Origin of the sequence: Streptomyces sp. NPDC005195, from assembly GCF_040608315.1 — a bacterium.
Classification (GTDB): domain Bacteria; phylum Actinomycetota; class Actinomycetes; order Streptomycetales; family Streptomycetaceae; genus Streptomyces; species Streptomyces kaempferi.
In genome coordinates this window covers 37,750-62,212 of sequence record NZ_JBEXHZ010000036.1, presented here as the reverse complement: position 1 = coordinate 62,212, position 24,463 = coordinate 37,750, and the positions used below count along the sequence as shown (strand labels likewise).

Genomic DNA, 24,463 nt, shown 5'->3' with positions numbered 1-24,463 from the left:
CCACCCCACCCCCACCAACCCCCCACCACACCCCCCCGCCCCGTAGTGCTCCCACGGGTTCCCTCCCCCCCGCGCCGCCGGCCGCCCCCCCCCCCCCCCCGGGGCCCCCCCCCCCCCCCCCCCCCCCCCCCCCCCCCTCTTCTCGTACTGCGGCGAACCCGGAGGGTTACGCCTCCTTGCTCAGGTTGGGACCGGCCCCACCCGCGGCCTGCTCGATCGGCGGGACGTCGGGCAGTGCCGACTTCTCCTCGCCCCGGAAGGTGAAGGTCACGGTCTCGCCCTCGCCCTCCGTGTCGACGACCACGATGTGACCGGGACGCAGCTCACCGAAGAGGATCTTCTCCGAGAGCGTGTCCTCGATCTCGCGCTGGATCGTGCGACGCAGCGGCCGCGCGCCCAGAACGGGGTCGTAACCCTTCTTGGACAGCAGCTCCTTGGCGGACTGGGAGAGCTCGATGCCCATGTCCCGGTCCTTGAGGCGCTCGTCCACCTTGCCGATCATCAGGTCGACGATCTTGAGGATGTCCTCCTGCGTCAGCTGCGGGAAGACGACCACGTCGTCGACGCGGTTGAGGAACTCGGGGCGGAAGTGCTGCTTGAGCTCGTCCGACACCTTGTTCTTCATGCGCTCGTAGTTGGACTTCGTGTCACCCGTGGCCGCGAAGCCCAGGTTGAAGCCCTTGGAGATGTCCCGGGTGCCGAGGTTGGTCGTCATGATGATGACCGTGTTCTTGAAGTCCACGACCCGGCCCTGGGAGTCGGTCAGGCGACCGTCCTCCAGGATCTGCAGCAGCGAGTTGAAGATGTCCGGGTGGGCCTTCTCGACCTCGTCGAAGAGGACGACCGAGAACGGCTTGCGGCGCACCTTCTCCGTCAGCTGGCCGCCCTCCTCGTAGCCCACGTAACCGGGGGGCGAACCGAAGAGACGCGACACCGTGTGCTTCTCGCTGAACTCCGACATGTCGAGGGAGATCAGCGCGTCCTCGTCACCGAAGAGGAACTCGGCGAGGGCCTTGGACAGTTCGGTCTTACCGACACCGGACGGGCCCGCGAAGATGAACGAACCACCCGGACGCTTCGGGTCCTTCAGACCGGCCCGGGTACGACGGATCGCCTTCGAGAGCGCCTTGACGGCGTCCTTCTGACCGATGACCCGCTTGTGGAGCTCGTCCTCCATGCGCAGCAGGCGGCTCGACTCCTCCTCGGTCAGCTTGAAGACCGGGATGCCGGTCGCGGTCGCGAGGACCTCGGCGATCAGCTCGCCGTCGACCTCGGCCACGACGTCCATGTCGCCGGCCTTCCACTCCTTCTCCCGCTTGGTCTTCGCCGCCAGCAGCTGCTTCTCCTTGTCGCGGAGAGAGGCCGCCTTCTCGAAGTCCTGGGAGTCGATGGCCGACTCCTTGTCGCGGCGGACGCCCGCGATCTTCTCGTCGAACTCGCGGAGGTCCGGCGGCGCGGTCATCCGGCGGATGCGCATCCGGGAGCCCGCCTCGTCGATCAGGTCGATCGCCTTGTCCGGCAGGAAGCGGTCCGAGATGTACCGGTCGGCCAGGGTGGCGGCCTGGACCAGTGCCTCGTCGGTGATGGAGACGCGGTGGTGTGCCTCGTAGCGGTCGCGCAGGCCCTTGAGGATCTCGATCGTGTGGGGGAGGGAAGGCTCCGCCACCTGGATCGGCTGGAAGCGGCGCTCGAGGGCCGCGTCCTTCTCGAGGTGCTTGCGGTACTCGTCCAGAGTGGTCGCACCGATGGTCTGGAGCTCGCCGCGGGCCAGCATCGGCTTCAGGATCGAGGCCGCGTCGATGGCGCCCTCGGCGGCACCCGCACCGACCAGGGTGTGGAGCTCGTCGATGAACAGGATGATGTCGCCGCGGGTGCGGATCTCCTTGAGCACCTTCTTCAGGCGCTCCTCGAAGTCACCGCGGTAGCGGGAGCCGGCGACCAGCGCACCGAGGTCCAGGGTGTAGAGGTGCTTGTCCTTGAGGGTCTCGGGCACCTCGCCCTTGACGATGGCCTGCGCCAGGCCCTCGACGACAGCGGTCTTGCCGACACCGGGCTCACCGATCAGGACCGGGTTGTTCTTGGTCCTGCGGGAGAGCACCTGCATGACCCGCTCGATCTCCTTCTCGCGCCCGATGACCGGGTCGAGCTTGGACTCACGAGCGGCCTGGGTGAGGTTCCGGCCGAACTGGTCGAGGACCAGGGACGTGGAGGGGGTGCCCTCGGCAGGACCGCCACTGGCGCCGGCGGTCTCCTTGCCCTGGTAACCGGAGAGCAGCTGGATGACCTGCTGCCGCACCCGGTTGAGATCGGCGCCCAGCTTGACCAGGACCTGGGCGGCGACGCCCTCGCCCTCTCGGATCAGGCCGAGCAGGATGTGCTCCGTGCCGATGTAGTTGTGGCCCAGCTGAAGGGCCTCGCGGAGGGAGAGCTCCAGGACCTTCTTGGCACGGGGGGTGAAGGGGATGTGCCCGGACGGGGCCTGCTGACCCTGCCCGATGATCTCCTCCACCTGCTGGCGGACCGCCTCGAGCGAAATCCCGAGGCTCTCCAGGGCCTTAGCGGCGACACCCTCACCCTCGTGGATCAGGCCCAGGAGGATGTGCTCGGTGCCGATGTAGTTGTGGTTGAGCATCCGGGCTTCTTCCTGAGCCAGGACGACAACCCGCCGCGCGCGGTCGGTGAACCTCTCGAACATCGTTAATCGCTCCTCAGAGCGGTCAGGCAGTAAGGGGACGCTCCCCTCCCTGTCCTTCCGCAGCTTAGTCCCGCAAGCGGGGACCGCTCATTCCAACTGCCGACACCGTCCTTGGCCTCCTGACCCCGAACGCCGACATCTGCTCCAACCTGATGGTGCGAGACGATGTTCCCGCAGGCCAGGCAGATACCCTCATGAGCTGTACGCCGATGGCGAACGTGAGGTGCCCAGGCTCTGCGTGTCGCCCCTCCCACTAGGGATGTCTTACCCGTACGCACCGACACTCCATGCGGTGCGCACAGGTTCCCTCCGCTACGGGCGAACATCTTTGCGCCGCCGATCGTCCCCGCGCGCCCCCCTGTTCGACACTCTGCGCTCATCATGAAACACCCAGCGTAACTCTGGAGCCCTTCCGTCGGTTGCTCCTGTCATGGTTCCCACTGTCCCCCTTCCTCGCCGCCCGCTCGACCTGAGCGACCGGACGCGGCAGTGGTACGAGAACGAACTGGGCTGGACGACAGTGCCCGGCGCACCGGTGCGGCTGGCCACCGGCGTGCGCTTCGACGTGCTGGAAGTCCCCGCGGAGGCGGGTTTCGCGGCCCTGCGGCACCTCGGTCCGACGTCTCCGGTGACCCTGCGCAGAAACCTGCCGGAACGGCAGGGCGATTCCGGTGGTCCCGCTGATTTCGGTGCTCCAGGGGATTCCGGAGCGCGAGAGCCGGTTCTCCCGGCGCCACATGAGAACTCCGGGGATTCCGCGGTCCGCCCGGGGGATTCACCGTCCCGGTACGGGGGCCGGCCGGTCCGGCGCGGGGCGCGGATGCGGCTGCTGGTGGCGGCGGGGAGCGCGGAGGAACTGCCGGGGCTGCTCGACTGGCTGGAGTGGGGCACCCTCGCGCTGGATCTCACGGCGTTCGGGGCGGGCGGGAGCATCGGGGCTCCGCTGCCGCCGGGGGTGCCCGAAGGGCCGATCTCCGCCGGCGGGTCCGGTCCGCAGGGGGCCGCCGTCTGGCTGCGGCCCCCTGAGCCGGGGTGCGAGGTGGAAGCCTCGCTGCCGACTCTGTCGGCCATGGGGGGCGGTGGGGGCGCCCCCGATCTCGTACGACTCGTGGAGACGATGGCGACTCAGTGCCACCGCATCCGGTTGCGGCGCGCGTGCGCTCAGCCGTTGGCCTTCTCGTAGTCCTCGCGAATTTGCGCGGGAACGCGGCCACGGTCGTTGACCTCGTAACCGTTCTCCTTCGCCCACGCGCGGATCTGCGCGGTGTCCTGGCTGCCACCGGAAGCGACGCGCGCCTTTCCGCGTCCGCCCGAAGCGCGGCCACCGGTACGGCGCCCACCCTTCACGTACGCGTCGAGAAGACCGCGCAGCTTGTCCGCATTGGCGGTCGTGAGATCGATCTCGTAGGTCTTGCCGTCCAACGCGAACGTCACCGTCTCGTCCGCCTCGCCGCCGTCGAGGTCGTCGACAAGAAGGACCTGAACCTTCTGTGCCACCGGATTTCCTTTCATCGATAACGTGAGGGCCGAGGGTCTGCGGCGTAGGCCGCCGTTTCGCGTCCCCTGTTATATGCAGTACTGCAGTACGTCGGAAAGCAAACCGCTTTTGCTGGAAAAACACAAACCCCTGGCGGAGACTCAGGTGCCACGGGAAGACCGGAAACGTGCGCGTTTCGGACATAGGGAACGCGGGCAAGCCGGTCCGGCGGAATAGTGGCCGGCGATCACAGATGCAGAAGCATCCGGCTGTTGCCCAAGGTGTTCGGTTTCACTCGTTCGAGACCGAGGAACTCCGCGACGCCCTCGTCATAGGAACGCAGCAGCTCGGCGTACACATCGGTGTCGACCGGCGTCTCACCGATCTCCACGAAGCCGTGCTTCGCGAAGAAGTCCACTTCGAAGGTGAGACAGAAAACGCGGCGGACGCCGAGCCAGCGGGCGGTGTGCAGCAACTTCTCCAGCAACTGATGACCGACACCGGCGCCCTTGACCGCCGGGTTCACCGCGAGAGTGCGGACTTCCGCGAGGTCTTCCCACATCACGTGCAGCGCGCCGCAGCCGACGACCTCAGTAGTTGAGCCGGTGTCGCGTTCGGCGACCCAGAACTCCTGGATGTCCTCGTAAAGCGTCACCGTGGCTTTGTCGAGCAGGATGCGGCGCCGGACGTTCGCGTCGAGGAGGTGGCGCACGGCCGGGACATCGCCGGTCCTGGCCCGCCGGACGGTGATGGCTTTCGCGGTGTCCCCGGGATGCGGCGCGGGCCGCCGCGCTGGATGCTCTGCTGGCATGAGCGGACGCTATCGCCCGGTGCCGTCACGGTCCGAGGCGGGGTTCTCGCCGCCCGGCTTCTCCCCCGCGTTCCCGGCCGGGTTCTCGCCCGACTTCTCCTCGCGCTTCTCCCCGGAAGCTTCCGGAGGTGCGGGCGTTTCGGCGACAACCGGGGCTTCTTCGGGCCACTGCACGATACGCATGGCGTCGCGCAGCGCATGGCGCTGTTCCTCACTCATCATGCCGAAGAAGGCGACGAGAGCGGCGGCGGGGTTGTCACTTTGGGACCATGCGTCGTTCATGAGGGCCGCCGAGTAGGCGGCACGCGTGGAGACCGCCTCATATCGATAGGCCCGGCCTTCCGCCTCGCGACGCACCCAGCCCTTCTGATGGAGATTGTCCAAAACGGTCATCACCGTGGTGTAGGCGATGGACCGTTCCTGCTGAAGGTCTTCCAGGACTTCTCGAACGGTCACCGGGCGGTTCCACTTCCACACCCGCGTCATGACCGAGTCTTCGAGTTCTCCCAATGGGCGAGGCACAGCTCAGAACAATAGTGGGAGATCGGCAACAAAAAGGGCGTACGACTCGAAAAACGTATGAGTCGTACGCCGATGAGCGCCCCGAAGGGGTCGGGCGCTCAGGCCTCGGAGTCCCGGGAGACCTGGCGGGCGCCGTCCGCCCGCGCGAGAGCGGCGTCGACGACCGCGTCCTCCTTGGACTTGTTGGCACCGCCCTGGGTCTTGACGATCGTCACGATCAACCCGATGAAGAACACGGCCATCACTACGGGGGGCACGAGCGCGGAGACATAGTCCATGCCTCCAGAGTAGCTAGCCCGCCGCGAGTTGCTGAGGGGGGTTCACCGGTGGCGGCGCGGGTTTGCGCCTGGGCGGGAAGACCTCGCCCGGGGTGGGGATCGGGCGGTCCGGGCGCGGGCCCCTGCCGGGAGGGTTCGGTTTCGGGTCGGCGGCGGGCCGGTCGGCCGGTTTCCGGACGGGCTCGTCGGCACTCGCGGCCCGTGCCAGACCTCCGGGGAGAGCTGTCAGCCGGGTACGGGACGCCGGGACCGTGGGAGTGGCCGTGCGGTCCGCCAGGCGGACGCGGACGTCCCGTTCGGCGAGGTCGCAGCAGCGCGCCAGGAGGGCGGCCGCGGCGGGGTTCCCGCGCAGGGCGCGCAGGGCGGCGAGATCGTCCGGATTCGGCCGGTAGCCGGCGGCCAGGGTTTCTTCCAGGAGTACGAGGTAGCCGGCGGCCGTGCCGGGCAGAGCCGCCCGGTAGCGGGAGAGGTCGGCCAGCAGGAAGGCCCGGAGCCTGGCCCCCTCGCGGGCGGCCTCGTCGACGGATTCGGCGAGCCGGAGGCAGTCCTGGACGTCTTCGGCCGAGGCGGGGGCGGGATGGAGGGCGAGGGCGAGAGCACGACGGAGCACACGCAGCTCCTGCGCACCGAACGCCATGCCGCCGCGGGATCCGTAGGGCGTGGGCATGCCGCGACGATACGCGCTAATCAGACAAAATCCGCCATATCCCCCTACGCGTGTCCTGGGCCCCCGCCCGTCCCCTGGTGACCGCGGCCCCCGGCTCTCCCTGCCCCTGCCAAGGGGCTGCCGCCCCCCGGACCCCCGCATCGCCCGGAGGGCTCGTCCTCGAACGCCGGACGGGCTGAAACGCATGGCCCGGGCGCCGGCCTTTGAGCGCTGCCTTGCGTCTCGGCCTTGCGTCTCGGCCTTGCGTCTCCGGCGCGGGCCCGCGCCATCAGCCCGTCCGGCGTTCGAGGACAAGGCCCTTCAGGCCGGCGGGGCGGAACTCCTCAGGTGCGGGACACGTTTCGTTCGTACACCAGGCGGAGCCCGATCAGCGTGAGCCACGGCTCGTGCTCGTCGATGACCGAGGCCTCGCCCAGAACCATCGGCGCCAGCCCCCCGGTCGCGATGACGGTGACATCGTCCGGATCCTCCGCGAGCTCCCGCACCATCCGGTTGACGACCCCGTCCACCTGCCCCGCGAACCCGTAGATGATCCCGGACTGCATCGCCTCGACGGTGTTCTTGCCGATGACCGCCCGCGGCCGGGCCACCTCGATCTTGCGCAGCTGGGCCCCCTTGACCCCGAGCGCGTCGACGGAGATCTCGATCCCGGGCGCGATGACACCGCCCACGTACTCACCCCGCGCGCTGACCGCGTCGAACGTGGTCGCGGTACCGAAGTCGACGACGATCGCCGGCCCCCCGTAGAGCTCGACGGCCGCGACCGCGTTGATGATGCGGTCCGCGCCGACCTCCTTGGGGTTGTCCGTGAGGATCGGCACGCCCGTCTTGACGCCGGGCTCGACCAGGACGGCCGGGACGTCGCCGTAGTACCGGCGGGTCACCTCGCGCAGTTCGTGCAGCACGGACGGGACGGTGGCGCAGATCGCGATGCCGTCGATGCCGTCGCCGAGTTCCTCGCCGAGCAGCGGGTGCATGCCCATCAGGCCCTGGAGGAGCACGGCGAGCTCGTCGGCGGTGCGGCGGGCGTCCGTGGAGATGCGCCAGTGCTCGACGATCTCCTCGCCGTCGAAGAGGCCGAGGACCGTGTGGGTGTTGCCGACGTCGATGGTCAGGAGCATGGGTCCTACTCCGCCTCGTCCGTGGAAGCCTCGTCCGCCGACGCGTCGCGCAGGTCCAGGCCGATGTCCAGGATCGGCGAGGAGTGGGTCAGGGCGCCCACCGCGAGGAAGTCGACGCCCGTCCTGGCGTACTCCTCGGCGTTGCCGAGGGTGAGCCGGCCCGAGGCCTCCAGAAGCGCGCGGCCGGCGACCAGGGCCACCGCCTCCTCGCACTCGACGGGCGTGAAGTTGTCGAGGAGGATCAGGTCGGCGCCCTCGTCCACGACCTCGCGCAGCTGGTGGAGCGTGTCGACCTCGACCTCGATCGCCAATTCCGGGAAGGCCTCACGGACGGCCGTGAAGGCCTGCGCCACGCCACCGGCGGCGACCACGTGGTTGTCCTTGACCAGTGCGGCGTCCGAGAGCGACATGCGGTGGTTCACGCCGCCGCCGCAGCGCACCGCGTACTTCTCCAGGGAGCGCAGGCCCGGGGTCGTCTTACGGGTGTCGCGCACGCGGGTGCCGGTGCCCTCCAGGGCGTCGGCCCACGCGCGCGTGGCGGTCGCGATGCCGGACAGCCGGCACAGCAGGTTCAGCGCGCTGCGCTCGGCCGTGAGGAGGTCGCGGGTGCGGGTGGTGACACTGAGCAGCTTCTGTCCCGCCTCGACCCGGTCGCCGTCCTCGACGTGCCGCTCCACCTCGAACTCGTCGGTGCAGACCACGGAGACGACGGCCTCGGCGACGCGCAGGCCCGCGACGACGCCCGCGTCACGGGCGGTGAAGTCGGCGGTGGAGACGGCGTCCTCGGGAATGGTCGCGACGGTCGTCACGTCCACGCCGTTGTCGAGGTCCTCCTGGATGGCGACGTTCGCGATGTCCTCGACCTCCAGCGGATCGAGTCCGGCGTCGGCGAGGAGCTGGGCGAGCGCGGGGTCGAGGCCGCACTCCATGTACGTCTCGTCGCCGTCGTTGTCGGCGCCGCCACAGCCGCAGCCGTCGCCGCAGCCGCCGCTCTGGGCGAGGGGAAGGTCGGGGGTGCTCACTTCGGTCACTGCTCCTGGTCGCGGGGCGTCTGCTGGGACATGGGGGGCTCCCCTGCCCGGGCGGGGCCGTCGGCTTGGGGGAGGGTCGGGGGGAAGTCTGCTGTGTCGGTGGTGTGCACGGCGAGCGTGCGGTCGGGATTCAGCCGGACGACGATGTGCCGGCGCCAGTCCGAGTCGTCGCGGTCGGCGTGGTCCTCGCGCCAGTGGCAGCCGCGGGTCTCCTCGCGCAGGAGGGCGGCGGCGACCAGGACCCGCGCCACGCACAGGAGGTTGGTGGCCTCCCAGGTGTCGACGCCGGGCTCGGAGGTCTTGCCGTTCTCGTCGAGGGCGTCACGGGCGTCCGTGTGCAGCCGCTGGAGACGGTCGGCCGCGTGGGACAGGGACTCGGCCGAGCGCAGGACGCCCGCGCCGTCCGTCATGATCCGCTGGATGGCGAACCGGGCCTCGGGCGCGAGCAGCGGGTGCGCGGGCTTGTCGGGGTGCGGGACCGGCTCGGGCACGCGCGCGTGGAGGCCCTCCTCGGCACGGTTGTGCGCGATGTCGGCCGCGATGCGCTCGGCGTAGACCAGGCCCTCCAGGAGGGAGTTGGAGGCGAGCCGGTTGGCGCCGTGCACTCCGGTGCAGGCGACCTCGCCGCAGGCGTACAGGCCGGGCACCGTGGTGCGGCCCCGGGCGTCCGTGCGGACGCCGCCGGAGGCGTAGTGGGCGGCCGGGGCGACCGGTACGGGCTCGGTCACCGGGTCGATGCCGTGGGCGCGGCAGGCGGCGAGGATGGTCGGGAAGCGGTGCTCCCACATGTCGGCGCCGAAGTGCAGGGCGTCGAGGTACATGTGCTCGACGCCCTGCTCCTGCATGCGGCGCATGATGCCCTTGGCGACGATGTCCCGGGGTGCCAGCTCGGCCAGCTCGTGCCGGCCGAGCATGAAGCGCACGCCGTCCGCGTCGACCAGATGGGCGCCCTCGCCCCGTACCGCCTCCGACACCAGCGGCTGCTGGCCCTCCGCGTCCGGGCCGAGGAACAGCACGGTCGGGTGGAACTGGACGAATTCGAGGTCGGAGACCTCGGCGCCGGCGCGCAGCGCGAGGGCCACGCCGTCGCCCGTGGAGACCGAGGGATTGGTGGTCGCGGAGAAGACCTGGCCCATACCGCCGGTGGCGAGGACCACGGTGGGGGCGTGCACGGCTCCCACGCCGTCGTGCTGGCCCTCTCCCATGACGTGCAGGGTCACACCCGCGGTGCGGCCGTCGGCGTCCGTCAGGAGGTCCAGGACGAGCGCGTTCTCCACCGTGCGCAGGCCGCGCGCGCGGACCGCCTCGACGAGCGCCCGGGAGATCTCGGCGCCGGTCGCGTCACCGCCGGCGTGCGCGATGCGGCGGCGGTGGTGGCCGCCCTCGCGGGTGAGTTCCAGGTCGCCCTCGGAGGACTCGTCGAAGTGGGCTCCGGTCGCGATGAGGCGGCGTACGGCGTCGGGGCCCTCCGTGACGAGGATGCGTACCGCGTCCTCGTCACACAGTCCCGCGCCCGCGACCAGGGTGTCGTCGAGGTGCTGCTCGGGGGTGTCGCCCTCGCCGAGGGCCGCGGCGATGCCGCCCTGGGCCCAGCGGGTGGAACCGTCGTCCAGGCGTGCCTTGGTGACGACGACGGTCGTCAGGCCCGCGGCCTCGCAGCGCAGGGCGGCGGTGAGGCCGGCGACGCCGGAGCCCACGACCACCACGTCGGCGGACAGGGCCCAGCCGGGGGCGGGCGCGTGCAGTCGTATGCCAGTACCTGTGGCTTTACCGGTACCTGTGCCTTTGCCGGTCACGAGGCGGCTCCGAAGGTGAGGGGGATGTTGTCGATCAGGCGGGTCGTCCCGACCCGGGCGGCGACGGCGAGGACCGCGTCACCGGTGAAGTCGTCCTGGATCTCGGTGAAGTCCGACGGATCGACCAGTGCCAGGTAGTCCAGGGCCAGCGGCGGCCGGAGACGGGCCGCCTCGTCCAGGATCAGGCGCGCGGCCGCGCGGACACCGGTCGGGCCGCTGGGGGCGGCCTTGGCCACGGCGTGCGCGTCGGCGGCGGCGCGGGACTCGCCGATCGCGCTGAGCGCCTCGGCACGCGCGCGCGTGGCGGGCACTTCGCGGGCCCGCGCGCGCAGGGCCTCCTGGGCGGCGTGCCGGTCGCGGCCGGCGAACAGCGCCTGGGAGAGCGCGAGGGCGGTGCGCCGCTCCTCGGGCGCCAGGAAGCGGTTGCGGCTGGAGAGGGCGAGTCCGTCGTCCTCGCGCACGGTGGGTACGCCGACGATCTCCACGCCGAAGTTCAGGTCGCGGACCATGCGGCGGATCAGGGCGAGCTGCTGGGCGTCCTTCTGCCCGAACAGTGCCGTGTCGGGCCGGGTGAGGTGCAGCAGCTTGGCGACGACGGTGAGCATGCCGTCGAAGTGGCCGGGGCGCGTGGCGCCCTCCAGGCGCTCACCCATGGGGCCGGCGGAGAGCCGGACCTGGGGTTCGCCACCCGGGTAGACCTCGTCCACGGAGGGGGCGAACACGGCGTCGGCGCCCGCCTGCTCGGCGGTCTTGACGTCGGAGTCGAGGGTGCGGGGGTAGCGGTCGAGATCCTCGCCCGCGCCGAACTGGAGGGGGTTCACGAAGACGGTGACGACGACGTCGCCCCGCGGGCCGGCGAGCTCGCGGGCCGTGCGGATCAGCGTGGCGTGGCCCTCGTGCAGGGCCCCCATGGTCATCACCGCGACCCGGCGCTCACCCCGTCCGCGCGCGTGCAGGTCGTCGGAGGTACGCAGCAGGACGGTCATCGGTCGCTCCCGTCGTCGGGCAGGGTCGCGTCGTCGGCGAGTACCCCGAGGAGATCCTCGGCGAGTTCCGGCTTCAGCAGTCCGTGGGCGAGGGCGCGGTCGGCGGTCGCGCGGGCCATCGCGAGGTAGCCGGCGACGGTCTGCGGGGCGTGTTTGCGCAGTTCGGCGACGTGGGCCGCGACCGTGCCCGCGTCCCCGCGCGCGACGGGCCCGGTGAGGGCCGCGTCGCCGGACCTGAGGGCGTTGTCGAGGGCGGCGCCGAGCAGCGGGCCGAGCATCCGGTCGGGTGCCTCGACGCCCGCGGCGCGCAGCAGGTCCATGGACTCGGCGACCAGGGTCACCAGGTGGTTGGCGCCGAGCGCGAGAGCCGCGTGGTAGAGCGGCCGGGACTCCTCGGAGATCCACTCGGGCTCGCCGCCCATCTCGATCACGAGGGCCTCGGCGGCGAGGCGCAGCTCCTCGGGCGCGGTGACCCCGAAGGAGCATCCGGCCAGCCGCTGCACGTCCACGGGGGTCCCCGTGAAGGTCATGGCGGGGTGCAGCGCGAGCGGCAGGGCGCCGGCCCTGAGTGCCGGGTCGAGGACCCTCGCGCCGTACCGCCCAGAGGTGTGGACGAGCAGTTGGCCGGGCCGGACGGCCCCGGTCTCGGCGAGTCCTTCCACGAGGCCGGGCAGGGTGTCGTCCGGGACCGTCAGCAGGACCAGGTCGGCGCGCTCGAGGACCTGTGCCGGGGACATCAGCGGCACATCGGGCAGGAGCTGCGCGGCACGGCGCCTGGAGGCGTCGGAGACCCCGGACACGGCCACCGGGCGGTGTCCGGCGAGCTGGAGGGCCGCCGCGAGGGCGGGGCCGACGCGGCCCGCGCCGACGACGCCGACGCCGAGTCGTGCGGGTCGGTCCTTGGGTTCTGGCTGGGGGGATGTACTCACTCGACGGCGGCCTTCCGTTCCAGTCCGCTCGGGGTACCGGACGATTTCTCGTCATGTTAACGCGATTGGTTCGGGGGCCGTTTCGGTTGTCCACAGGCTGTGGGTTTCCGCAGGTCGCGACGGGTGTGCAAATGGGGGTGCAGGGACGGGACGGCGCACGGCATCATCCGGGGATGAGCGATTCGGCGGAGCGGGGCCGGGAACAGGCCGCGGAGCGGGACCCGGAGCGGGACACGGAGGAGACGGGCGGGCAGGACCGGGAAGAGACGGCGGAGCGGAAGCGGGAGCGGCGAAATGCCGCGTGGCAGGCGGCCGAACGGGTGCTGTCGCGGTCCAGCCATCTGCAGACGGTCCGTTCGCGGCTGGCCTGGCTGAGCGACGGCGCCGAGGGCGTGTACGACCTCGACCGGCCGGTGGACATGTACGGCGACCGGCTGGTGGAGACCCTGGAGGAGCGGGTCGCCGGACTGCTCGGCAAGGAGGCGGCCGCCTTCTTCCCCACCGGGACCATGGCGCAGCAGGTCGCCCTGCGCTGCTGGGCGGGCCGTACCGGCGACGCGACCGTCGCGATGCACGCGCTCAGCCACCCGGAGACGCACGAGCGGCATGCGTTCAGCAGCCTCAGCGGCCTGCGCCCGGTCCGCGTGACGGACGAACCGCGGCTGCCGACCGCCGAGGAGGTCCGGGACTTCGAGGAACCGTTCGGTTCACTGCTCCTCGAACTGCCCCTCCGGGACGCCGGTTTCGTACTGCCGTCCTGGGAGGAGCTCGTGGCGGTCACGGAGGCGGCGCGCGAGCGGGACGCCGTCGTGCACTTCGACGGAGCCCGGCTGTGGGAGTGCACCCCGCGTCTCGGTCGTCCCCTGGACGAGATCGCGGGCCTCGCGGACAGCGTCTACGTGTCGTTCTACAAGTCGCTGGGCGGCCTCGGCGGTGCGGCGGTCGCGGGCCCGAGGACGCTGATCGACGAGGCGAAGGCCTGGCGGCACCGTTACGGCGGCATGGTCTTCCAGCAGTTCCCGACCGTTCTGGCGGCGCTGATCGGGCTGGACCGGGAGCTGCCGCGGCTGCCCGCGTACGTGGCCCACGCGCGCGTGGTCGCCGCGGCCCTGCGGGAGGGGTTCGCCGAGGCGGGGGTGCCCTGGGCGCGCGTCCATCCCGAGGAGCCGCACACCCATCAGTTCCAGGTCTGGCTGCCCTATGACGCCGAGGTGCTCACGGACGCGGCGACGCTGCACACCGAGGAGACGAGAACCGGTCTCTTCGGGCGCTGGAGTCGTGGCGGCCCGGGGCTGGCGCTCACCGAGGTCACGGTGGCGGCCCCGGGCCTCGAGTGGACGGCCGGGGACGTGAAGGCGGCCGTCGCGGACTTCGTGGCGCGGCTGCCCGGCTGAGATCCGCCCGGCTGAGATCCCGGCCCTCCCGGGGCGCCCGCGCCCGTCGTACGCCGCCGCCGATTGACGGCCGCCGTCAATCGGCGGCGGCGTTGTCGGTGCCGGGGTGCACCATGAGGTCATGAGCGTGCGCATCGATGTCACCGGGCTGCGGCCGGAGCGGATCGCCGTCGTGCCCTCGCCGCTGGCCGAGCTCGGGATGGCGCTGCACGCGCTGTCCGAGCCGGGGCACCACCCCGGGCTCCAGGGCTGGGCGACCGGCGTGACCCCCCGCCTCGACCCGCATCTCGCCGACCGGATGTGCGAGGCCGACTTCCTGTGGCGGACGACCTTCTCCGACCTGTTCCTGCCGTACGCGGGCATCCCCGGCCGGAGCACGCTCCCGGGCGCCACGCTCGCCGAGGAGCTGGACCAGCTGGACAAGCTGACGGACGAGCAGTTCGTGGACGCGGCGCTGGAGTTCACCTGCGCGCTCCCGTACGACGGGCCGGGCCCCGACACGCTCTCCGACCCGAAGCTGCAGGACCGGGCGCTGGAGCTGGCCGCCGCGCGCGGACCCCGGCAGGTGCGGTTCAGCAGACGGCTGCTGGACGATCCCCCGCAGATCCGGGCGTGGCTGCGGCAGTTCCTGGAGGACTGCGACGAGGCGTTCTTCGCGGAGACCTGGTCCCGGCTGCGCCACCAGCTCGCGGCGGACGCCCGGCACAAGACGGACCTCCTGCGGCGCAAGGGCCTGGCGGAGGCCGTGGCCTCGGTCTCCCCCGCGATGGCGCTCGACGAGAGCACCCGGACGATCACGGTCGACAAGCTGGGCCAGGGCCGGACGTCCACCGGGGACGGCGGCCTCCTTCTGGTGCCGACGAGCCTCGGCTGGCCGCACCTGATGGTGCTGCACCGGTACGGCTGGCAGCCGGTGCTGCACTACCCGGTCGGCTCCCCCGAGCTGACCGCCCCGTCCTCCCTGGAGCAGCTGACGCTGCGGATGACCGCCCTGTCGCATCCGGTCCGGATGCGGATCTGCCGGAGTCTGGCCCGCAGTGTGTTCACCACGGGCGAGCTGGCCCAGGTGAACGGGATGACGGCTCCCGAGATATCCCGGCACCTGGGCGTGCTCAAGAAGGCGGGCCTGATCACCACGCGGCGCCGTGGCCGGTACGTGCTGCACCAGCTGGACGTGACGGTCGTGGCCCGGCTCGGCACCGACTTCCTGGAGGGCATCCTGCGCTGAGCCGCGCCCCACGGCCCCGGTGGGACCGCGCGGGGCCGGGCACGCCCGGCCCGACGACGGATCAGCGGTGACCGCCCGCCCGTACGATCCCCGTCTCGTAGGCGAGGACCACCACCTGTACCCGGTCCCGCAGCCCCAGCTTCGTCAGAATGCGCCCCACATGGGTCTTCACGGTCGCCTCGGAGAGCACGAGGCGGGCCGCGATCTCGCCGTTCGACAGGCCCTGCGCGACCAGGATCATCACCTCGCGCTCGCGGTCGGTGAGCCGCTCCAGCCCCTTGTGCTGGGGGTCCTTGCCGGCGTTGGGCAGCATCGGCGCGAAGCGGTCGAGCAGGCGCCGGGTGGTGGACGGCGCGACCACCGCGTCACCGCTGTGCACGGAGCGGATCGCGGTGAGCAGTTCGCCGGGCGGCACGTCCTTGAGCATGAAGCCGGAGGCACCCGCCTTCAGTCCCGAGAAGGCGTACTCGTCGAGGTCGAAGGTGGTGAGGATCAGCACCTTCGGGGGGTCCGGCTCCGAGCAGATGCGGCGCGTGGTCTCCACCCCGTCCAGCTTCGGCATCCGGACGTCCATCAGCACCACGTCGACGGCCGTCGCCCGCAGCACCTGGAGAGCCTCGACACCGTCGCCCGCCTCGGCCACGACCTCCATGTCCGGCTGGGCGTCGAGCACCATCCGGAAACCGGTGCGCAGCAGCACCTGGTCGTCGACGAGCATCACGCGGATCGCCATCGGGGTCCCTTCACATCACTTGCTTACGGATCACATGTGCGTACGGATCGCACGTGTACAGGTGTCAGTGCGCGGGCTTGAGCGGCAGCAGGGCACTGATGCGGAAGCCTCCACCGGGCCGCGGTCCCGCGTCCAGGGTGCCGCCGACCATGCCGACGCGCTCGCGCATCCCGATCAGACCGTGCCCCTGCCCGTCGGCGCCCCCCTCCTCGTACAGCTCGTGGGGCGCGCCCTTGCCGTCGTCCTCGACGAGCAGGCCGAGGCCGTCGTCGAAGTAGACCAGGCGCACGCTCGCACCGGTGTTCGGGCCCCCGTGCTTGCGCGTGTTGGTGAGCGCCTCCTGCACGATGCGGTACGCCGTGAGCTCCACGCCGCTGGGGAGGGGGCGCGGTGTCCCCTCGACCTTGAAGTCGACGGGCAGCCCCGAGGTGCGGCACTGCTCGATGAGGTCGTCGAGCTGCTCCACATCGGGCTGCGGCACGTACTCGCCGACCTCCTGGTGTTCGCCGGTGCGCAGCACGCCGAGCAGGCGGCGCATCTCGGCGAGCGCCTGACGGCCGGTCCCGGAGATGGTCTCCAGGGCCTTCCTCGCCTGCTCGGGGGCGGTGTCCATGACGTAGGCGGCGCCGTCGGCCTGGACCACCATCACCGAGACGTTGTGGGCGACCACGTCGTGCAGCTCGCGGGCGATCCGGGCGCGCTCGGCGGCGACGGCGACCTTGGCCTGCGCCTCACGCTCCTTCTCCAGCCGGGCGGCCCGCTCCTCCAGCTGGGCGAGGTAGGCACGGCGGGTGCGGACGGAGTCGCCGAGCACCCAGGCGAGCGCGAACGGCACCGTCTGGAAGGCCGCTATCAGGACGTTGCCCAGTGAGCCGGAGTCGAGCTGGGGCCAGCGGATCTGCGAGAGGGTCGCCGCGCACAGGCCGCCGATCAGCGCGAAGCGCGAGGCCCAGCGGGCGCCGTCCGCAGCCACGGTGTAGATGATCACCAGCATCGCGAAGTCGGCGGGCACCACCTCGACGTCCAGGACCAGCTGGGCGAGGCCCATCGCGGCCGCCAAGACCAGCATCTTCTCGGGCATACGGCGGCGCAGCGCCACGACCAGGCTGAGGACCAGGGCGATCGGGAGGGCCACCGCGAGCGACCCGTGGCGGTTCGCAGCGCCGTCGACCTTGGCGAGGCTCACGGCGGAGATCCCGAGCAGGACGACGGCCCAGAAGCCGTCGACCCACGTCGGGTGTCTGCGGAGAAAGTCATAAAGGCGCTGCACGTAACCCAGAGTAGGGAAGCGTGCAGTGTGCAGGGGTCAACCGGAGGGCCGATCCGCGAGCGGTGCTCGTACTCCCCAAGGTGGAGGCTCCCCCCGTTCCCGACGCTTAGCCTGGCCCGGTGAGGCATGAGGCGGCGGGCGTGTGGCGGGGTTGGCGCGAGGCGGCACAGGAGGCGCTGTACGGCCCGTCGGGCTTCTACCGCGGGCCCGAGGGACCCGCGGCCCACTTCCGTACGTCGGTGCACGCCTCCCCGCTCTTCGCGGCCGCCGTGGCCCGGCTGCTGTGCCGGGTCGACGAGGCCCTCGGCCGTCCCGCCGTGCTCGACTTCGTCGACATGGCGGCCGGCCACGGCGAACTGGCGACGGGTGTCCTCGCCGCGCTCCCGTCCGACGTGGCCTCCCGGGCACGCGCGTACGCCGTCGAACACGCCGGGCGCCCCGCCGGACTCGACCCCCGTGTCCAGTGGCTCCCGGAGCCCCCACGCGGGACCACCGGGCTGCTGTTCGCCAACGAGTGGCTGGACAACGTACCGGTGGACGTGGCGGAGGTGGACTCCGAGGGCGTACGGAGACTCGTTCTCGTACGGCCCGAGGACGGGACCGAACGCCTCGGGGAGCCCGTCGCCGGGGCGGAGGCGCGGTGGCTGCGCGCGTGGTGGCCGGCGTCCGGCGAGGGGGCCCGCGCCGAGATCGGGCTCTCCAGGGACACGGCCTGGGCCGGAGCCGTGGCCACCCTCGACCGGGGTCTGGCCGTCGCCGTCGACTACGCCCACCTCGCCGCCGCCCGGCCGCCCTTCGGGACGCTCACGGGCTTTCGTGGGGGCCGGGAGACACGGGCCGTGCCCGACGGGTCGTGCGACATCACAGCGCACGTCGCGCTCGACGCGTGCGCGCTGCCCGGGGGGCACGTGGTGACCCAGCGGGACGCGCTGCGCGCGCTGGGCGTGAGCGGCGCCCGACCGGCGCTCACGCTGGCTTCGAGCGATCCTGCCGCGTACGTACGCGCCCTCGCGGGCGCCGGCGAGGCCGCCGAGCTCACCGCGCCCGGCGGCCTGGGCGGCTTCGGCTGGCTGCTGCAGCCGGTGGGAGTGCCCCGGTCCGGCCGCCGCGCCCTGTTCGACGGCCTGCTCGCCGATCTACTTGTCGATGTCGCCGACCACGAAGAAGAGTGATCCCAGGATCGCCACCATGTCCGCGACCAGCGTGCCCGGCAGCAGTTCGGTCAGCGCCTGGATGTTGTTGAACGAGGCCGAGCGCAGCTTCAGCCGGTACGGGGTCTTCTCGCCCTTGCTGACCAGGTAGTAGCCGTTGATGCCGAGGGGGTTCTCGGTCCAGGCGTACGTGTGGCCCTCGGGCGCCTTGAGGACCTTGGGGAGGCGCTGGTTGACCGGTCCGGGCGGCAGCTCTGCCAGCCGGTCGAGACAGGCGTCCGCGAGGTCCAGCGCGTTGTGCGTCTGCTCCAGGAGGCACTCGAAGCGGGCCAGGCAGTCGCCCTCCTGCCGCGTGACGACCTTCAGGGTGTCCTGGAGTTCGCCGTACGCCAGATACGGCTCGTCGCGGCGCAGGTCGAAGTCGACCCCCGAGGCGCGCGCGATCGGCCCGCTCACGCCGTACGCGTGCACGGCCGAGGGCGCGAGGACGCCCACGTCCCGCGTGCGCCCCCGGAAGATCTCGTTGCCGAGCACCAGGTCGTCGTACACGCCCATCCGCGAGCGCAGCGCGGTGACGGCGCCGCGCGCGCGTGTGGTCCATCCGGCGGGGAGGTCCTCCTTGAGGCCCCCGACCCGGTTGAACATGTAGTGCATGCGCCCGCCGGAGACCTCCTCCATCACGTGCTGGAGCTCCTCGCGCTCCGTGAACGCGTAGAAGATCGGCGTGATCCCGCCCAGCTCCAGGGGGTAGGAGCCCAGGAACATCAGATGGTTCAGGACGCGGTTGAGCTCCGCCAGCAGCGTGCGCAGCCACACCGCGCGCTCGGGGACCTCCATGCCGAGCATCCGCTCCACGGCGAGCACCACACCCAGCTCGTTCGAGAACGCCGAGAGCCAGTCGTGGCGGTTGGCGAGCATGACGATCTGGCGGTAGTCGCGCGCTTCGAACAGTTTCTCCGCACCGCGATGCATATAGCCGATCACCGGCTCGGCATGCCGGATCCGTTCGCCGTCGAGCACGAGCCGCAGCCGCAGCACGCCATGCGTCGACGGATGCTGGGGGCCGATGTTGAGCACCATGTCGGTGCTTTCCGCGGCGCCGCCGATACCGATCGTGGTCTCCGTCTTGGGAGTCATGGACACAGTCTGGCGTACGTACCCTTGCGGCATGGAAAAGCGGAGCACGGAAGCCGCGGTCGACACCGCCTCGGAGCCTGTCTGGACCGGGCTGCCGCCGGGTCTGCTGCGGATGCGCCGGCTGCTGCTGGTGGTGTGGCTGGGGCTGCTGACGATCGCCGTGGCCCTCCTGCCGGGACTGCTCGCGGGGCCGGTCTGGGCCACCTTCGCCCTGCTGCCGCTCGCTCTGCTCGGGTGGGGCTGGCGGATGCTGGGGCGCAACTGGCGCTCCTGGCGGTACGCCGAGCGCGCGGACGACCTGCTGATCAGCCGGGGGGTGCTGTTCCGCGAGGAGACCGTGGTGCCGTACGGGCGGATGCAGCTGGTCGAGGTGACCTCCGGACCCGTCGAGCGGCACTTCGGGCTCGCGAGCGTGCAGCTGCACACGGCGGCCGCGGCGACGGACGCCCGCATCCCGGGGCTGGACCCGGCCGAGGCCGAGCGGCTGCGCGACCGGCTGACCGAGCTGGGCGAGGCCCGATCGGCGGGGCTGTGACGACGCCGGCGCCGGGCCCGCAGGAGACCGCGCGGGAGGAGAAGCCGCTGGTCGAGCGGCGGCTGCACCCCGTGACGCCGTTCCGGCGGGCCTGGGCGCCCGTCGCCGTGATAGCCGGCTGGGCCGTCCACGACCCCGATCAGGCACAGGAGCAGCTGACCCGGCTGACGACGACGGCCCTGCTCATCGGGCTCGCCGTGATCGTCCCGGCGGCCGCCCTCTACGGCTTTCTCAGCTGGTGGTTCACGCACTTCGCGGTGACCGAGACGGAACTGCGCATCCGCACCGGCCTGTTCTTCCGGCGTACCGCGCACATCCGGCTCGACCGCCTCCAGGCCGTCGACGTCACCCAGCCGCTGCTGGCCCGCGTGGCGGGTGTCACCAAACTCAAACTCGACGTCGTGGGGACGCACAAGAAGGACGAACTCGCCTTCCTCGGCGAGGACGACGCCCGCGCCCTGCGCGCCGAACTCCTCGCCCGCGCGGCCGGTTTCGCCCCCGAGACGGCGCGCGAGGTCGGCGAGGCCCCGGTACGACGGCTGCTGCACGTCCCCGCGGGCGTCCTGGCCGTCTCCCTGGTCCTCACCGGCGCCACCTGGGGCTCCCTGGCCGCCGCGCTCGTCGTACCGCCCGTGCTCTGGTTCGCCACCCACAGCGTGTGGTCGGTCCTCGCGACCGGGGTGCCGCTGCTCGGCGCCGCGGGCGCGAGCAGCGTGGGCCGGTTCGTCGGCGAGTACGACTGGACGGTGGGCGACTCCCCCGACGGGCTCCGCATCGACCACGGCCTCCTCGACCGTACCCACGAGACGGTGCCGCCGGGGCGCGTGCAGACCGTACGGATCGTCGAACCGCTGCTGTGGCGGCGGCGCGGGTGGGTACGGGTCGAACTGGACGTGGCGGGATCGTCCAACTCCGTCCTCGTGCCGGTCGCCCCGCGCGAGGTCGCCGAGGCGGTGGTCGCGGGCGTGCTGCCGGGAGTGACGGTGCCGTCCGCCCTGTCCCGGCCGCCGCGCCGGGCCGGTTGGTGCGTGCCGTTCTGGTGGCGGGGGTACGGGATCGCCGTCACCGACACCGTGTTCGCCACGCGCCACGGCCTGCTGCGCCGCAGCCTCTCCCTCGTACCCCATGCGAAGGTCCAGAGCGTCCGGCTGACGCAGGGGCCCTGGAAACGCTTCCACGGCCTCGCCGACGTCCATGTGGACACCGGGGCCGGCAAGACGGTGACGGCTCGGCTGCGCCGCGCCGCGGAGGCCGCGGAGCTCCTTCAGGCGCAGGCGGACCGGTCACGGACGGGGCGGCGGGAGGCCCGGCCGGACCGGTGGATGGCGTGACGGGCGGGGCCTGACGTGGAGGGCCTGATACCGAAGGTCTGATACGCGAGGCGCGGTGCGCGGAAGGTCTGGTGGGGAGGGCTTGACGGCGAGAGGGCAGTGGCCCGGTGCCACTGCCCTCTCGTCGCAGGACCCCTGACGCCTCAGGCGGCGGGAGGCACGGTCAGGAAACCGCGCTCCGCAGCACGCCCACGTCGATGTGCTCGGTCTCGTCGTGCGCCGTCAGGTCGATGACCTGGCCGACCCCGCGGGACCTCTCGTCGACGGGCTTGAAACCGGCCTCGGCCTCGGCCTTGTGCAGGGCGAGCGCCTCCTGGCCGACCACGTCGGCGAGGTCCTCGTTCTGCATGGACGCCATCGCCTCGGGCGACGATCCCTGCTGCGTACCGAAGAAGTCGAACCCGCCCTCGACGGACGGGCGCCGCGCGGGCGCGGTCGGCACGACGGCCACCGCGGTCGGCACGGTGAAGTGCCCGGAGGGACGCACGGGCTTGGCGGGCTTCACCGGCTGCGCCGGGTGGGCCGCCTCGTCGGCCACCGCGGACGCCTTCGCGTGAGCGGCGGTGGGAGCGGGAACGGGGGTCTGCGGAGGCGCGGGAACGGTGTCCGTGCGCGCGTGCTCGTCGGCGGCCCCGGGCGTCGTCGCCGGCCGTGTCCCGTCCGTCCGCTCCCCGGCTCCGTGCGCGGACGCGGCGGTGTCGGTGACGTCGGCTCGCGCGCGCCGCTCGTCCAAGAGGCTCAGAGCGCTCGCGGGGGTCGCGGGGGCGTCGTGCGCGGACCCGTCCGCCGGTGAGTCACCGGGCTCGGCACCCGCGGAGGCACCGGCGTCGTCGTCCTGCGGCACGGACTCGGCCTCGGGGTCGGGGTCCGGCTCCGGATCGGAGTCCGCGGTCGGTTCGGTGCCGTCGCCCGCGTCACCGTGGGCGTCGCCGTCGGCGGCGTCAGCACCCCCGGCGTCGGAGGCGGTGTCCGCGGCAGAGCCGGCGTCGGTGTCGGTGTCCGCGTCCGGGACGTCGGCCTCCGCGGCACCGCCCGCGATCCGGCTGAGCGCCGCGTCGGCCCGCAGGAAGAGCGACGACCCGGCCGGGGAGAAGGCCTCGGGCCCCCCGGACGCCTCCGACGCCCCGGCTGCCGACTCCTCGTCGGCCTCCTCCTCCGTCTTCTCCGCCGCCTCCCGCGCGTCCGTGCCCTCGCCCGCGTCGGCCTGCGTCTCCTCGCCCGCGTCGGCCCCGTCCTCGGGCGTCTCCGCCGAGTCGGCCCCTTCGGTGGTCTCCGGCTCCGCCGCGTCCTCGGACCGCGCCGGCTCCCCCGCGGCGGTCAGCTCGCGCGCGGGAGCCGTGGTCTCTATCTCGAGCAGCCGACGGCCCTCCAGCGCGCTCGCCCGCTCGGTCTCCGCAGTGGCGTACCGCCGCAGCAGCGCCGCGTGCTCGTTGCGCAGGCCCGCCAGCTCCACGCGCTTGGCGCGCAGGTTGTGTTCGAGCTTGGTGCGCAGCTCGCGCGACTCGTCGAGATCCGTCTCCAGTTCGGCGACGCGCTCCTCATGGCGCCACTCGTCGCTCGCACGCGCGCGCGTGAGGTCCGCGACCCGCTTGCCCGCGGCCGTGTCCCAGCTGCGCATGACGACGGCGCCGACGGCAGCGGTCACCGCGGCGCCCGCTGCCAGCATGCGGAGCACACCTGGCTCCGTGAACAGCCAGGGACCCACGGCGCAGACGAGCGAGACGCCCGCGATGGCCGAGGGAGGCAGCAGCCTGTGCAGAGGCGGGGAATGACGGTGACGTCCACGTGGCATGGCCAGAAACTTACCGCGCGTAGGCGAATCTTGGAGCCCCGCCCGGTAAAAACACAGCCACCCCGAAACCTCCGCGGCGCACCGGCAGCCTCAAGGGTGACCACTTGCCCCTAAAGGGCCACCGCATGCCCCGCATGACCGCGAGCGCCACTCGTTGTTGATCGGCCTCTTCGTCCTGATCCCGCGGCCCGGCCCTGCGTCCGGCCCCTTCGTCATTCCGAAAAGCGCTTTGAGGTCGCGTTTCCCGCCGAATAGGCGGCGGAACGGCCGGAGAACCCACCACGAAACAGTCGGCGGGAATTCCCAGGATCTTCTCCGCCGCGCCGTTCACACTCCCCGGAGGGGTGGCCAGCGGTCCCCCGGTGGGGCCGTCAGCGGTCGCTCAGCATCCCGCTGATCCACTGCAGCGTCCCCGGGATCTCCCTTCGCCACGTGTTGAAATTGTGACCACCGCTGTCGAGGATGACCGACGCGATCCCGGTGCGTCCGGTGGCCTTCACCTGGTCGATGAACCGCAGCGTGTCCCGGTAGTTGTGCTCGCCCACCTTGCTGCTGGTGACCAGCAGCGACGTCTTGGGCGCGGGGTTGTGCCGCAGATACCAGCGCAGGTCGGCCGCATTGCGCAGCAGCCGGTCCCCATGGAAGAGGTCGCCCGTCGTCGGGTCGATCGGCGCCTTGTAGTAGGGCGACAGGCCCGCCCCGGCGGCGTACGTCTCGGGGTGGTGCATGGCCAGTTTCAGCGCGCAGTACCCGCCCGTGGAGTCGCCGACGATGCCCCAGCTCCCGGGCCTCTTGCCCACCCTGTAGTGGGCCCCTACGACTTCGGGAAGGTCCTTGGCGAAGAAGGACTCGGTCTGCGGTCCGCCCGGGATGTCCACGCATTCGGTGTCCCGCGGTGGCGCGACGGTGGGCCGCATCATGACCAGGATCATCGGCTGCATCCTGCCGTCCTTGGCCAGCTCGTGGGCCGTCTGCGGATAGTGCAGCCCCTTGATGAGCGCCTCCGCGGTGCCCGGGTATCCGGTGAGGACAGTGGTCGCCGGGAAGGTGCGGGTGCGGTATCGCGACTGGAAGTACTCGGGGGGCAGATAGACGTACGCCGGGGTGGCGATGTGCGTCGTACGGCCGACGATGTCGACCTTCTGGATCTGACCGCCGATCTGCGGCCGGGCACCGCCCGACACATTCACCTGCCGGGTGTCGACGACCTGAAGAGGGCCGCCGGCCCCGTGACCCGAATGGTCGACCACCACACCCTGGCCGCTCTCCTGGCCGAGGAGGTCGGCCCAGGTCGCGTAGAACCCGAACGCCTGGTTGGCGAAGAGACCGATCGAGGCGAAGACCGCCACCTGCGTGACCAGAAGCAGGCCGATCCGTCCGCCGACGGCCCGCCAGCCGCGCCGCGCCAGCCGTGGCCACCACCACACCGTGCCGACGAACAGCAGCACGGCGAACAAGATCGCCAACACCAGCACCTTGTTGCTTGTGAGACCCATGGACTGTTCCCGCCCGCGCTTCCCGTCCCGGACGCGCCCTGCGCCTTCGCAGGAGCTTGCCCCGGACTTTCCTTGCCTTTTGA

At 71.8% G+C, this 24,463-nt stretch carries 22 protein-coding genes; 6 read left to right on the top strand and 16 right to left on the bottom strand.

Annotation, left to right across the window (positions count from 1 at the left end):
* Window positions 1–166: 166 nt before the first annotated feature.
* Entirely contained in the window at window positions 167–2,695 is a 2,529-nt protein-coding gene (locus ABZV34_RS27795) for an ATP-dependent Clp protease ATP-binding subunit (RefSeq protein WP_356282181.1), read from the bottom strand.
* Between the two features lie 430 nt (window positions 2,696–3,125).
* Between ABZV34_RS27795 and ABZV34_RS27790 the strand changes: the two genes are divergently transcribed.
* Window positions 3,126–3,878 (top strand): SCO3374 family protein, encoded by a 753-nt coding sequence (locus ABZV34_RS27790; protein WP_356282178.1) that lies wholly within the window; start codon window positions 3,126–3,128, stop codon window positions 3,876–3,878.
* On the opposite strand, the gene ABZV34_RS27785 is transcribed toward ABZV34_RS27790, so the two are convergent.
* From ABZV34_RS27785 to ABZV34_RS27740, 10 genes are all read right to left on the bottom strand, one after another.
* Window positions 3,857–4,192 (bottom strand): Lsr2 family protein, encoded by a 336-nt coding sequence (locus tag ABZV34_RS27785; protein ID WP_153289284.1) that lies wholly within the window; start codon window positions 4,190–4,192, stop codon window positions 3,857–3,859. The genes ABZV34_RS27790 and ABZV34_RS27785 overlap by 22 nt on opposite strands.
* A gap of 227 nt (window positions 4,193–4,419) precedes the next feature.
* Window positions 4,420–4,983, bottom strand: coding sequence for an amino-acid N-acetyltransferase (locus tag ABZV34_RS27780; RefSeq protein WP_356282175.1), 564 nt, complete (start codon window positions 4,981–4,983; stop codon window positions 4,420–4,422).
* Between the two features lie 9 nt (window positions 4,984–4,992).
* Complete coding sequence (locus ABZV34_RS27775) at window positions 4,993–5,505, bottom strand: BlaI/MecI/CopY family transcriptional regulator (RefSeq protein WP_356282172.1); 513 nt, start codon at window positions 5,503–5,505, stop codon at window positions 4,993–4,995.
* Window positions 5,506–5,603: 98 nt separating this feature from the next.
* A complete protein-coding gene (locus tag ABZV34_RS27770) occupies window positions 5,604–5,783 on the bottom strand; it encodes a hypothetical protein (protein WP_356282169.1) in 180 nt (59 codons plus the stop codon).
* A 13-nt stretch (window positions 5,784–5,796) separates the two neighbouring features.
* A complete protein-coding gene (locus ABZV34_RS27765) occupies window positions 5,797–6,420 on the bottom strand; it encodes a hypothetical protein (protein WP_356282190.1) in 624 nt (207 codons plus the stop codon).
* A gap of 353 nt (window positions 6,421–6,773) precedes the next feature.
* Window positions 6,774–7,571 (bottom strand): type III pantothenate kinase, encoded by a 798-nt coding sequence (locus tag ABZV34_RS27760; RefSeq protein WP_168529338.1) that lies wholly within the window; start codon window positions 7,569–7,571, stop codon window positions 6,774–6,776.
* A 5-nt stretch (window positions 7,572–7,576) separates the two neighbouring features.
* Entirely contained in the window at window positions 7,577–8,593 is a 1,017-nt protein-coding gene (gene nadC / locus ABZV34_RS27755) for a carboxylating nicotinate-nucleotide diphosphorylase (RefSeq protein ID WP_356282166.1), read from the bottom strand.
* A gap of 5 nt (window positions 8,594–8,598) precedes the next feature.
* Window positions 8,599–10,398 carry an L-aspartate oxidase gene (locus ABZV34_RS27750; protein ID WP_356282164.1) on the bottom strand — a complete coding sequence of 600 codons (1,800 nt, stop codon included), beginning with the start codon at window positions 10,396–10,398 and terminating at the stop codon, window positions 8,599–8,601.
* Window positions 10,395–11,384: a pantoate--beta-alanine ligase gene (panC, locus tag ABZV34_RS27745; protein WP_356282161.1), complete on the bottom strand. Its 990-nt coding sequence runs from the start codon at window positions 11,382–11,384 to the stop codon at window positions 10,395–10,397. The genes ABZV34_RS27750 and panC overlap by 4 nt, the downstream gene beginning before the upstream one ends.
* On the bottom strand, window positions 11,381–12,313 hold the full coding sequence (locus tag ABZV34_RS27740; protein WP_356282158.1) for a DUF2520 domain-containing protein: 933 nt from the start codon (window positions 12,311–12,313) through the stop codon (window positions 11,381–11,383). Before ABZV34_RS27740 ends, panC begins: the two co-directional genes overlap by 4 nt.
* 173 nt (window positions 12,314–12,486) lie before the next feature.
* Between ABZV34_RS27740 and ABZV34_RS27735 the strand changes: the two genes are divergently transcribed.
* Both ABZV34_RS27735 and ABZV34_RS27730 read left to right on the top strand, forming a co-directional pair.
* On the top strand, window positions 12,487–13,707 hold the full coding sequence (locus tag ABZV34_RS27735; RefSeq protein WP_356282155.1) for a beta-eliminating lyase-related protein: 1,221 nt from the start codon (window positions 12,487–12,489) through the stop codon (window positions 13,705–13,707).
* Window positions 13,708–13,828: 121 nt separating this feature from the next.
* Complete coding sequence (locus ABZV34_RS27730) at window positions 13,829–14,935, top strand: DUF5937 family protein (RefSeq protein WP_356282152.1); 1,107 nt, start codon at window positions 13,829–13,831, stop codon at window positions 14,933–14,935.
* A gap of 61 nt (window positions 14,936–14,996) precedes the next feature.
* On the opposite strand, the gene ABZV34_RS27725 is transcribed toward ABZV34_RS27730, so the two are convergent.
* Entirely contained in the window at window positions 14,997–15,668 is a 672-nt protein-coding gene (locus tag ABZV34_RS27725) for a response regulator transcription factor (protein WP_356282149.1), read from the bottom strand.
* Between the two features lie 64 nt (window positions 15,669–15,732).
* On the bottom strand, window positions 15,733–16,938 hold the full coding sequence (locus ABZV34_RS27720) for a sensor histidine kinase (RefSeq protein WP_356282146.1): 1,206 nt from the start codon (window positions 16,936–16,938) through the stop codon (window positions 15,733–15,735).
* A 119-nt stretch (window positions 16,939–17,057) separates the two neighbouring features.
* Here ABZV34_RS27720 and ABZV34_RS27715 point away from each other — a divergent pair, with 119 nt between their 5' ends.
* A complete protein-coding gene (locus ABZV34_RS27715) occupies window positions 17,058–18,110 on the top strand; it encodes an SAM-dependent methyltransferase (protein ID WP_356282143.1) in 1,053 nt (350 codons plus the stop codon).
* Here ABZV34_RS27715 and ABZV34_RS27710 read toward each other — a convergent pair.
* Window positions 18,075–19,226, bottom strand: a complete 1,152-nt coding sequence (locus ABZV34_RS27710) for an NADH-quinone oxidoreductase subunit D (protein ID WP_356282140.1) — start codon at window positions 19,224–19,226, stop codon at window positions 18,075–18,077. The genes ABZV34_RS27715 and ABZV34_RS27710 overlap by 36 nt on opposite strands.
* 31 nt (window positions 19,227–19,257) lie before the next feature.
* Here ABZV34_RS27710 and ABZV34_RS27705 point away from each other — a divergent pair, with 31 nt between their 5' ends.
* Both ABZV34_RS27705 and ABZV34_RS27700 read left to right on the top strand, forming a co-directional pair.
* Window positions 19,258–19,761, top strand: a complete 504-nt coding sequence (locus ABZV34_RS27705) for a PH domain-containing protein (RefSeq protein ID WP_356282137.1) — start codon at window positions 19,258–19,260, stop codon at window positions 19,759–19,761.
* Window positions 19,758–21,092, top strand: coding sequence for a PH domain-containing protein (locus ABZV34_RS27700; protein ID WP_356282134.1), 1,335 nt, complete (start codon window positions 19,758–19,760; stop codon window positions 21,090–21,092). The genes ABZV34_RS27705 and ABZV34_RS27700 overlap by 4 nt, the downstream gene beginning before the upstream one ends.
* A gap of 163 nt (window positions 21,093–21,255) precedes the next feature.
* Here ABZV34_RS27700 and ABZV34_RS27695 read toward each other — a convergent pair whose 3' ends face one another.
* Window positions 21,256–22,884 (bottom strand): hypothetical protein, encoded by a 1,629-nt coding sequence (locus tag ABZV34_RS27695; protein WP_356282132.1) that lies wholly within the window; start codon window positions 22,882–22,884, stop codon window positions 21,256–21,258.
* Between the two features lie 371 nt (window positions 22,885–23,255).
* Entirely contained in the window at window positions 23,256–24,380 is a 1,125-nt protein-coding gene (locus ABZV34_RS27690) for an alpha/beta hydrolase-fold protein (RefSeq protein ID WP_356282129.1), read from the bottom strand.
* Between the last annotated feature and the right edge of the window lie 83 nt (window positions 24,381–24,463).

Excerpts from the sequence above, each read along its gene's own strand:
- ABZV34_RS27710 (WP_356282140.1), bottom strand. The coding sequence starts at position 19,226 with ATGACTCCCAAGACGGAGACCACGATCGGTATCGGCGGCGCCGCGGAA.
- ABZV34_RS27790 (WP_356282178.1), top strand. The coding sequence starts at position 3,126 with ATGGTTCCCACTGTCCCCCTTCCTCGCCGCCCGCTCGACCTGAGCGAC.
- ABZV34_RS27730 (WP_356282152.1), top strand. The coding sequence starts at position 13,829 with ATGAGCGTGCGCATCGATGTCACCGGGCTGCGGCCGGAGCGGATCGCC.
- panC (WP_356282161.1), bottom strand. The coding sequence starts at position 11,384 with ATGACCGTCCTGCTGCGTACCTCCGACGACCTGCACGCGCGCGGACGG.
- ABZV34_RS27780 (WP_356282175.1), bottom strand. The coding sequence starts at position 4,983 with ATGCCAGCAGAGCATCCAGCGCGGCGGCCCGCGCCGCATCCCGGGGAC.
- ABZV34_RS27770 (WP_356282169.1), bottom strand. The coding sequence starts at position 5,783 with ATGGACTATGTCTCCGCGCTCGTGCCCCCCGTAGTGATGGCCGTGTTC.
- ABZV34_RS27695 (WP_356282132.1), bottom strand. The coding sequence starts at position 22,884 with ATGCCACGTGGACGTCACCGTCATTCCCCGCCTCTGCACAGGCTGCTG.
- ABZV34_RS27705 (WP_356282137.1), top strand. The coding sequence starts at position 19,258 with ATGGAAAAGCGGAGCACGGAAGCCGCGGTCGACACCGCCTCGGAGCCT.
- ABZV34_RS27795 (WP_356282181.1), bottom strand. The coding sequence starts at position 2,695 with ATGTTCGAGAGGTTCACCGACCGCGCGCGGCGGGTTGTCGTCCTGGCT.
- ABZV34_RS27690 (WP_356282129.1), bottom strand. The coding sequence starts at position 24,380 with ATGGGTCTCACAAGCAACAAGGTGCTGGTGTTGGCGATCTTGTTCGCC.
- ABZV34_RS27765 (WP_356282190.1), bottom strand. The coding sequence starts at position 6,420 with ATGGCGTTCGGTGCGCAGGAGCTGCGTGTGCTCCGTCGTGCTCTCGCC.
- ABZV34_RS27760 (WP_168529338.1), bottom strand. The coding sequence starts at position 7,571 with ATGCTCCTGACCATCGACGTCGGCAACACCCACACGGTCCTCGGCCTC.
- ABZV34_RS27735 (WP_356282155.1), top strand. The coding sequence starts at position 12,487 with ATGAGCGATTCGGCGGAGCGGGGCCGGGAACAGGCCGCGGAGCGGGAC.
- ABZV34_RS27725 (WP_356282149.1), bottom strand. The coding sequence starts at position 15,668 with ATGGCGATCCGCGTGATGCTCGTCGACGACCAGGTGCTGCTGCGCACC.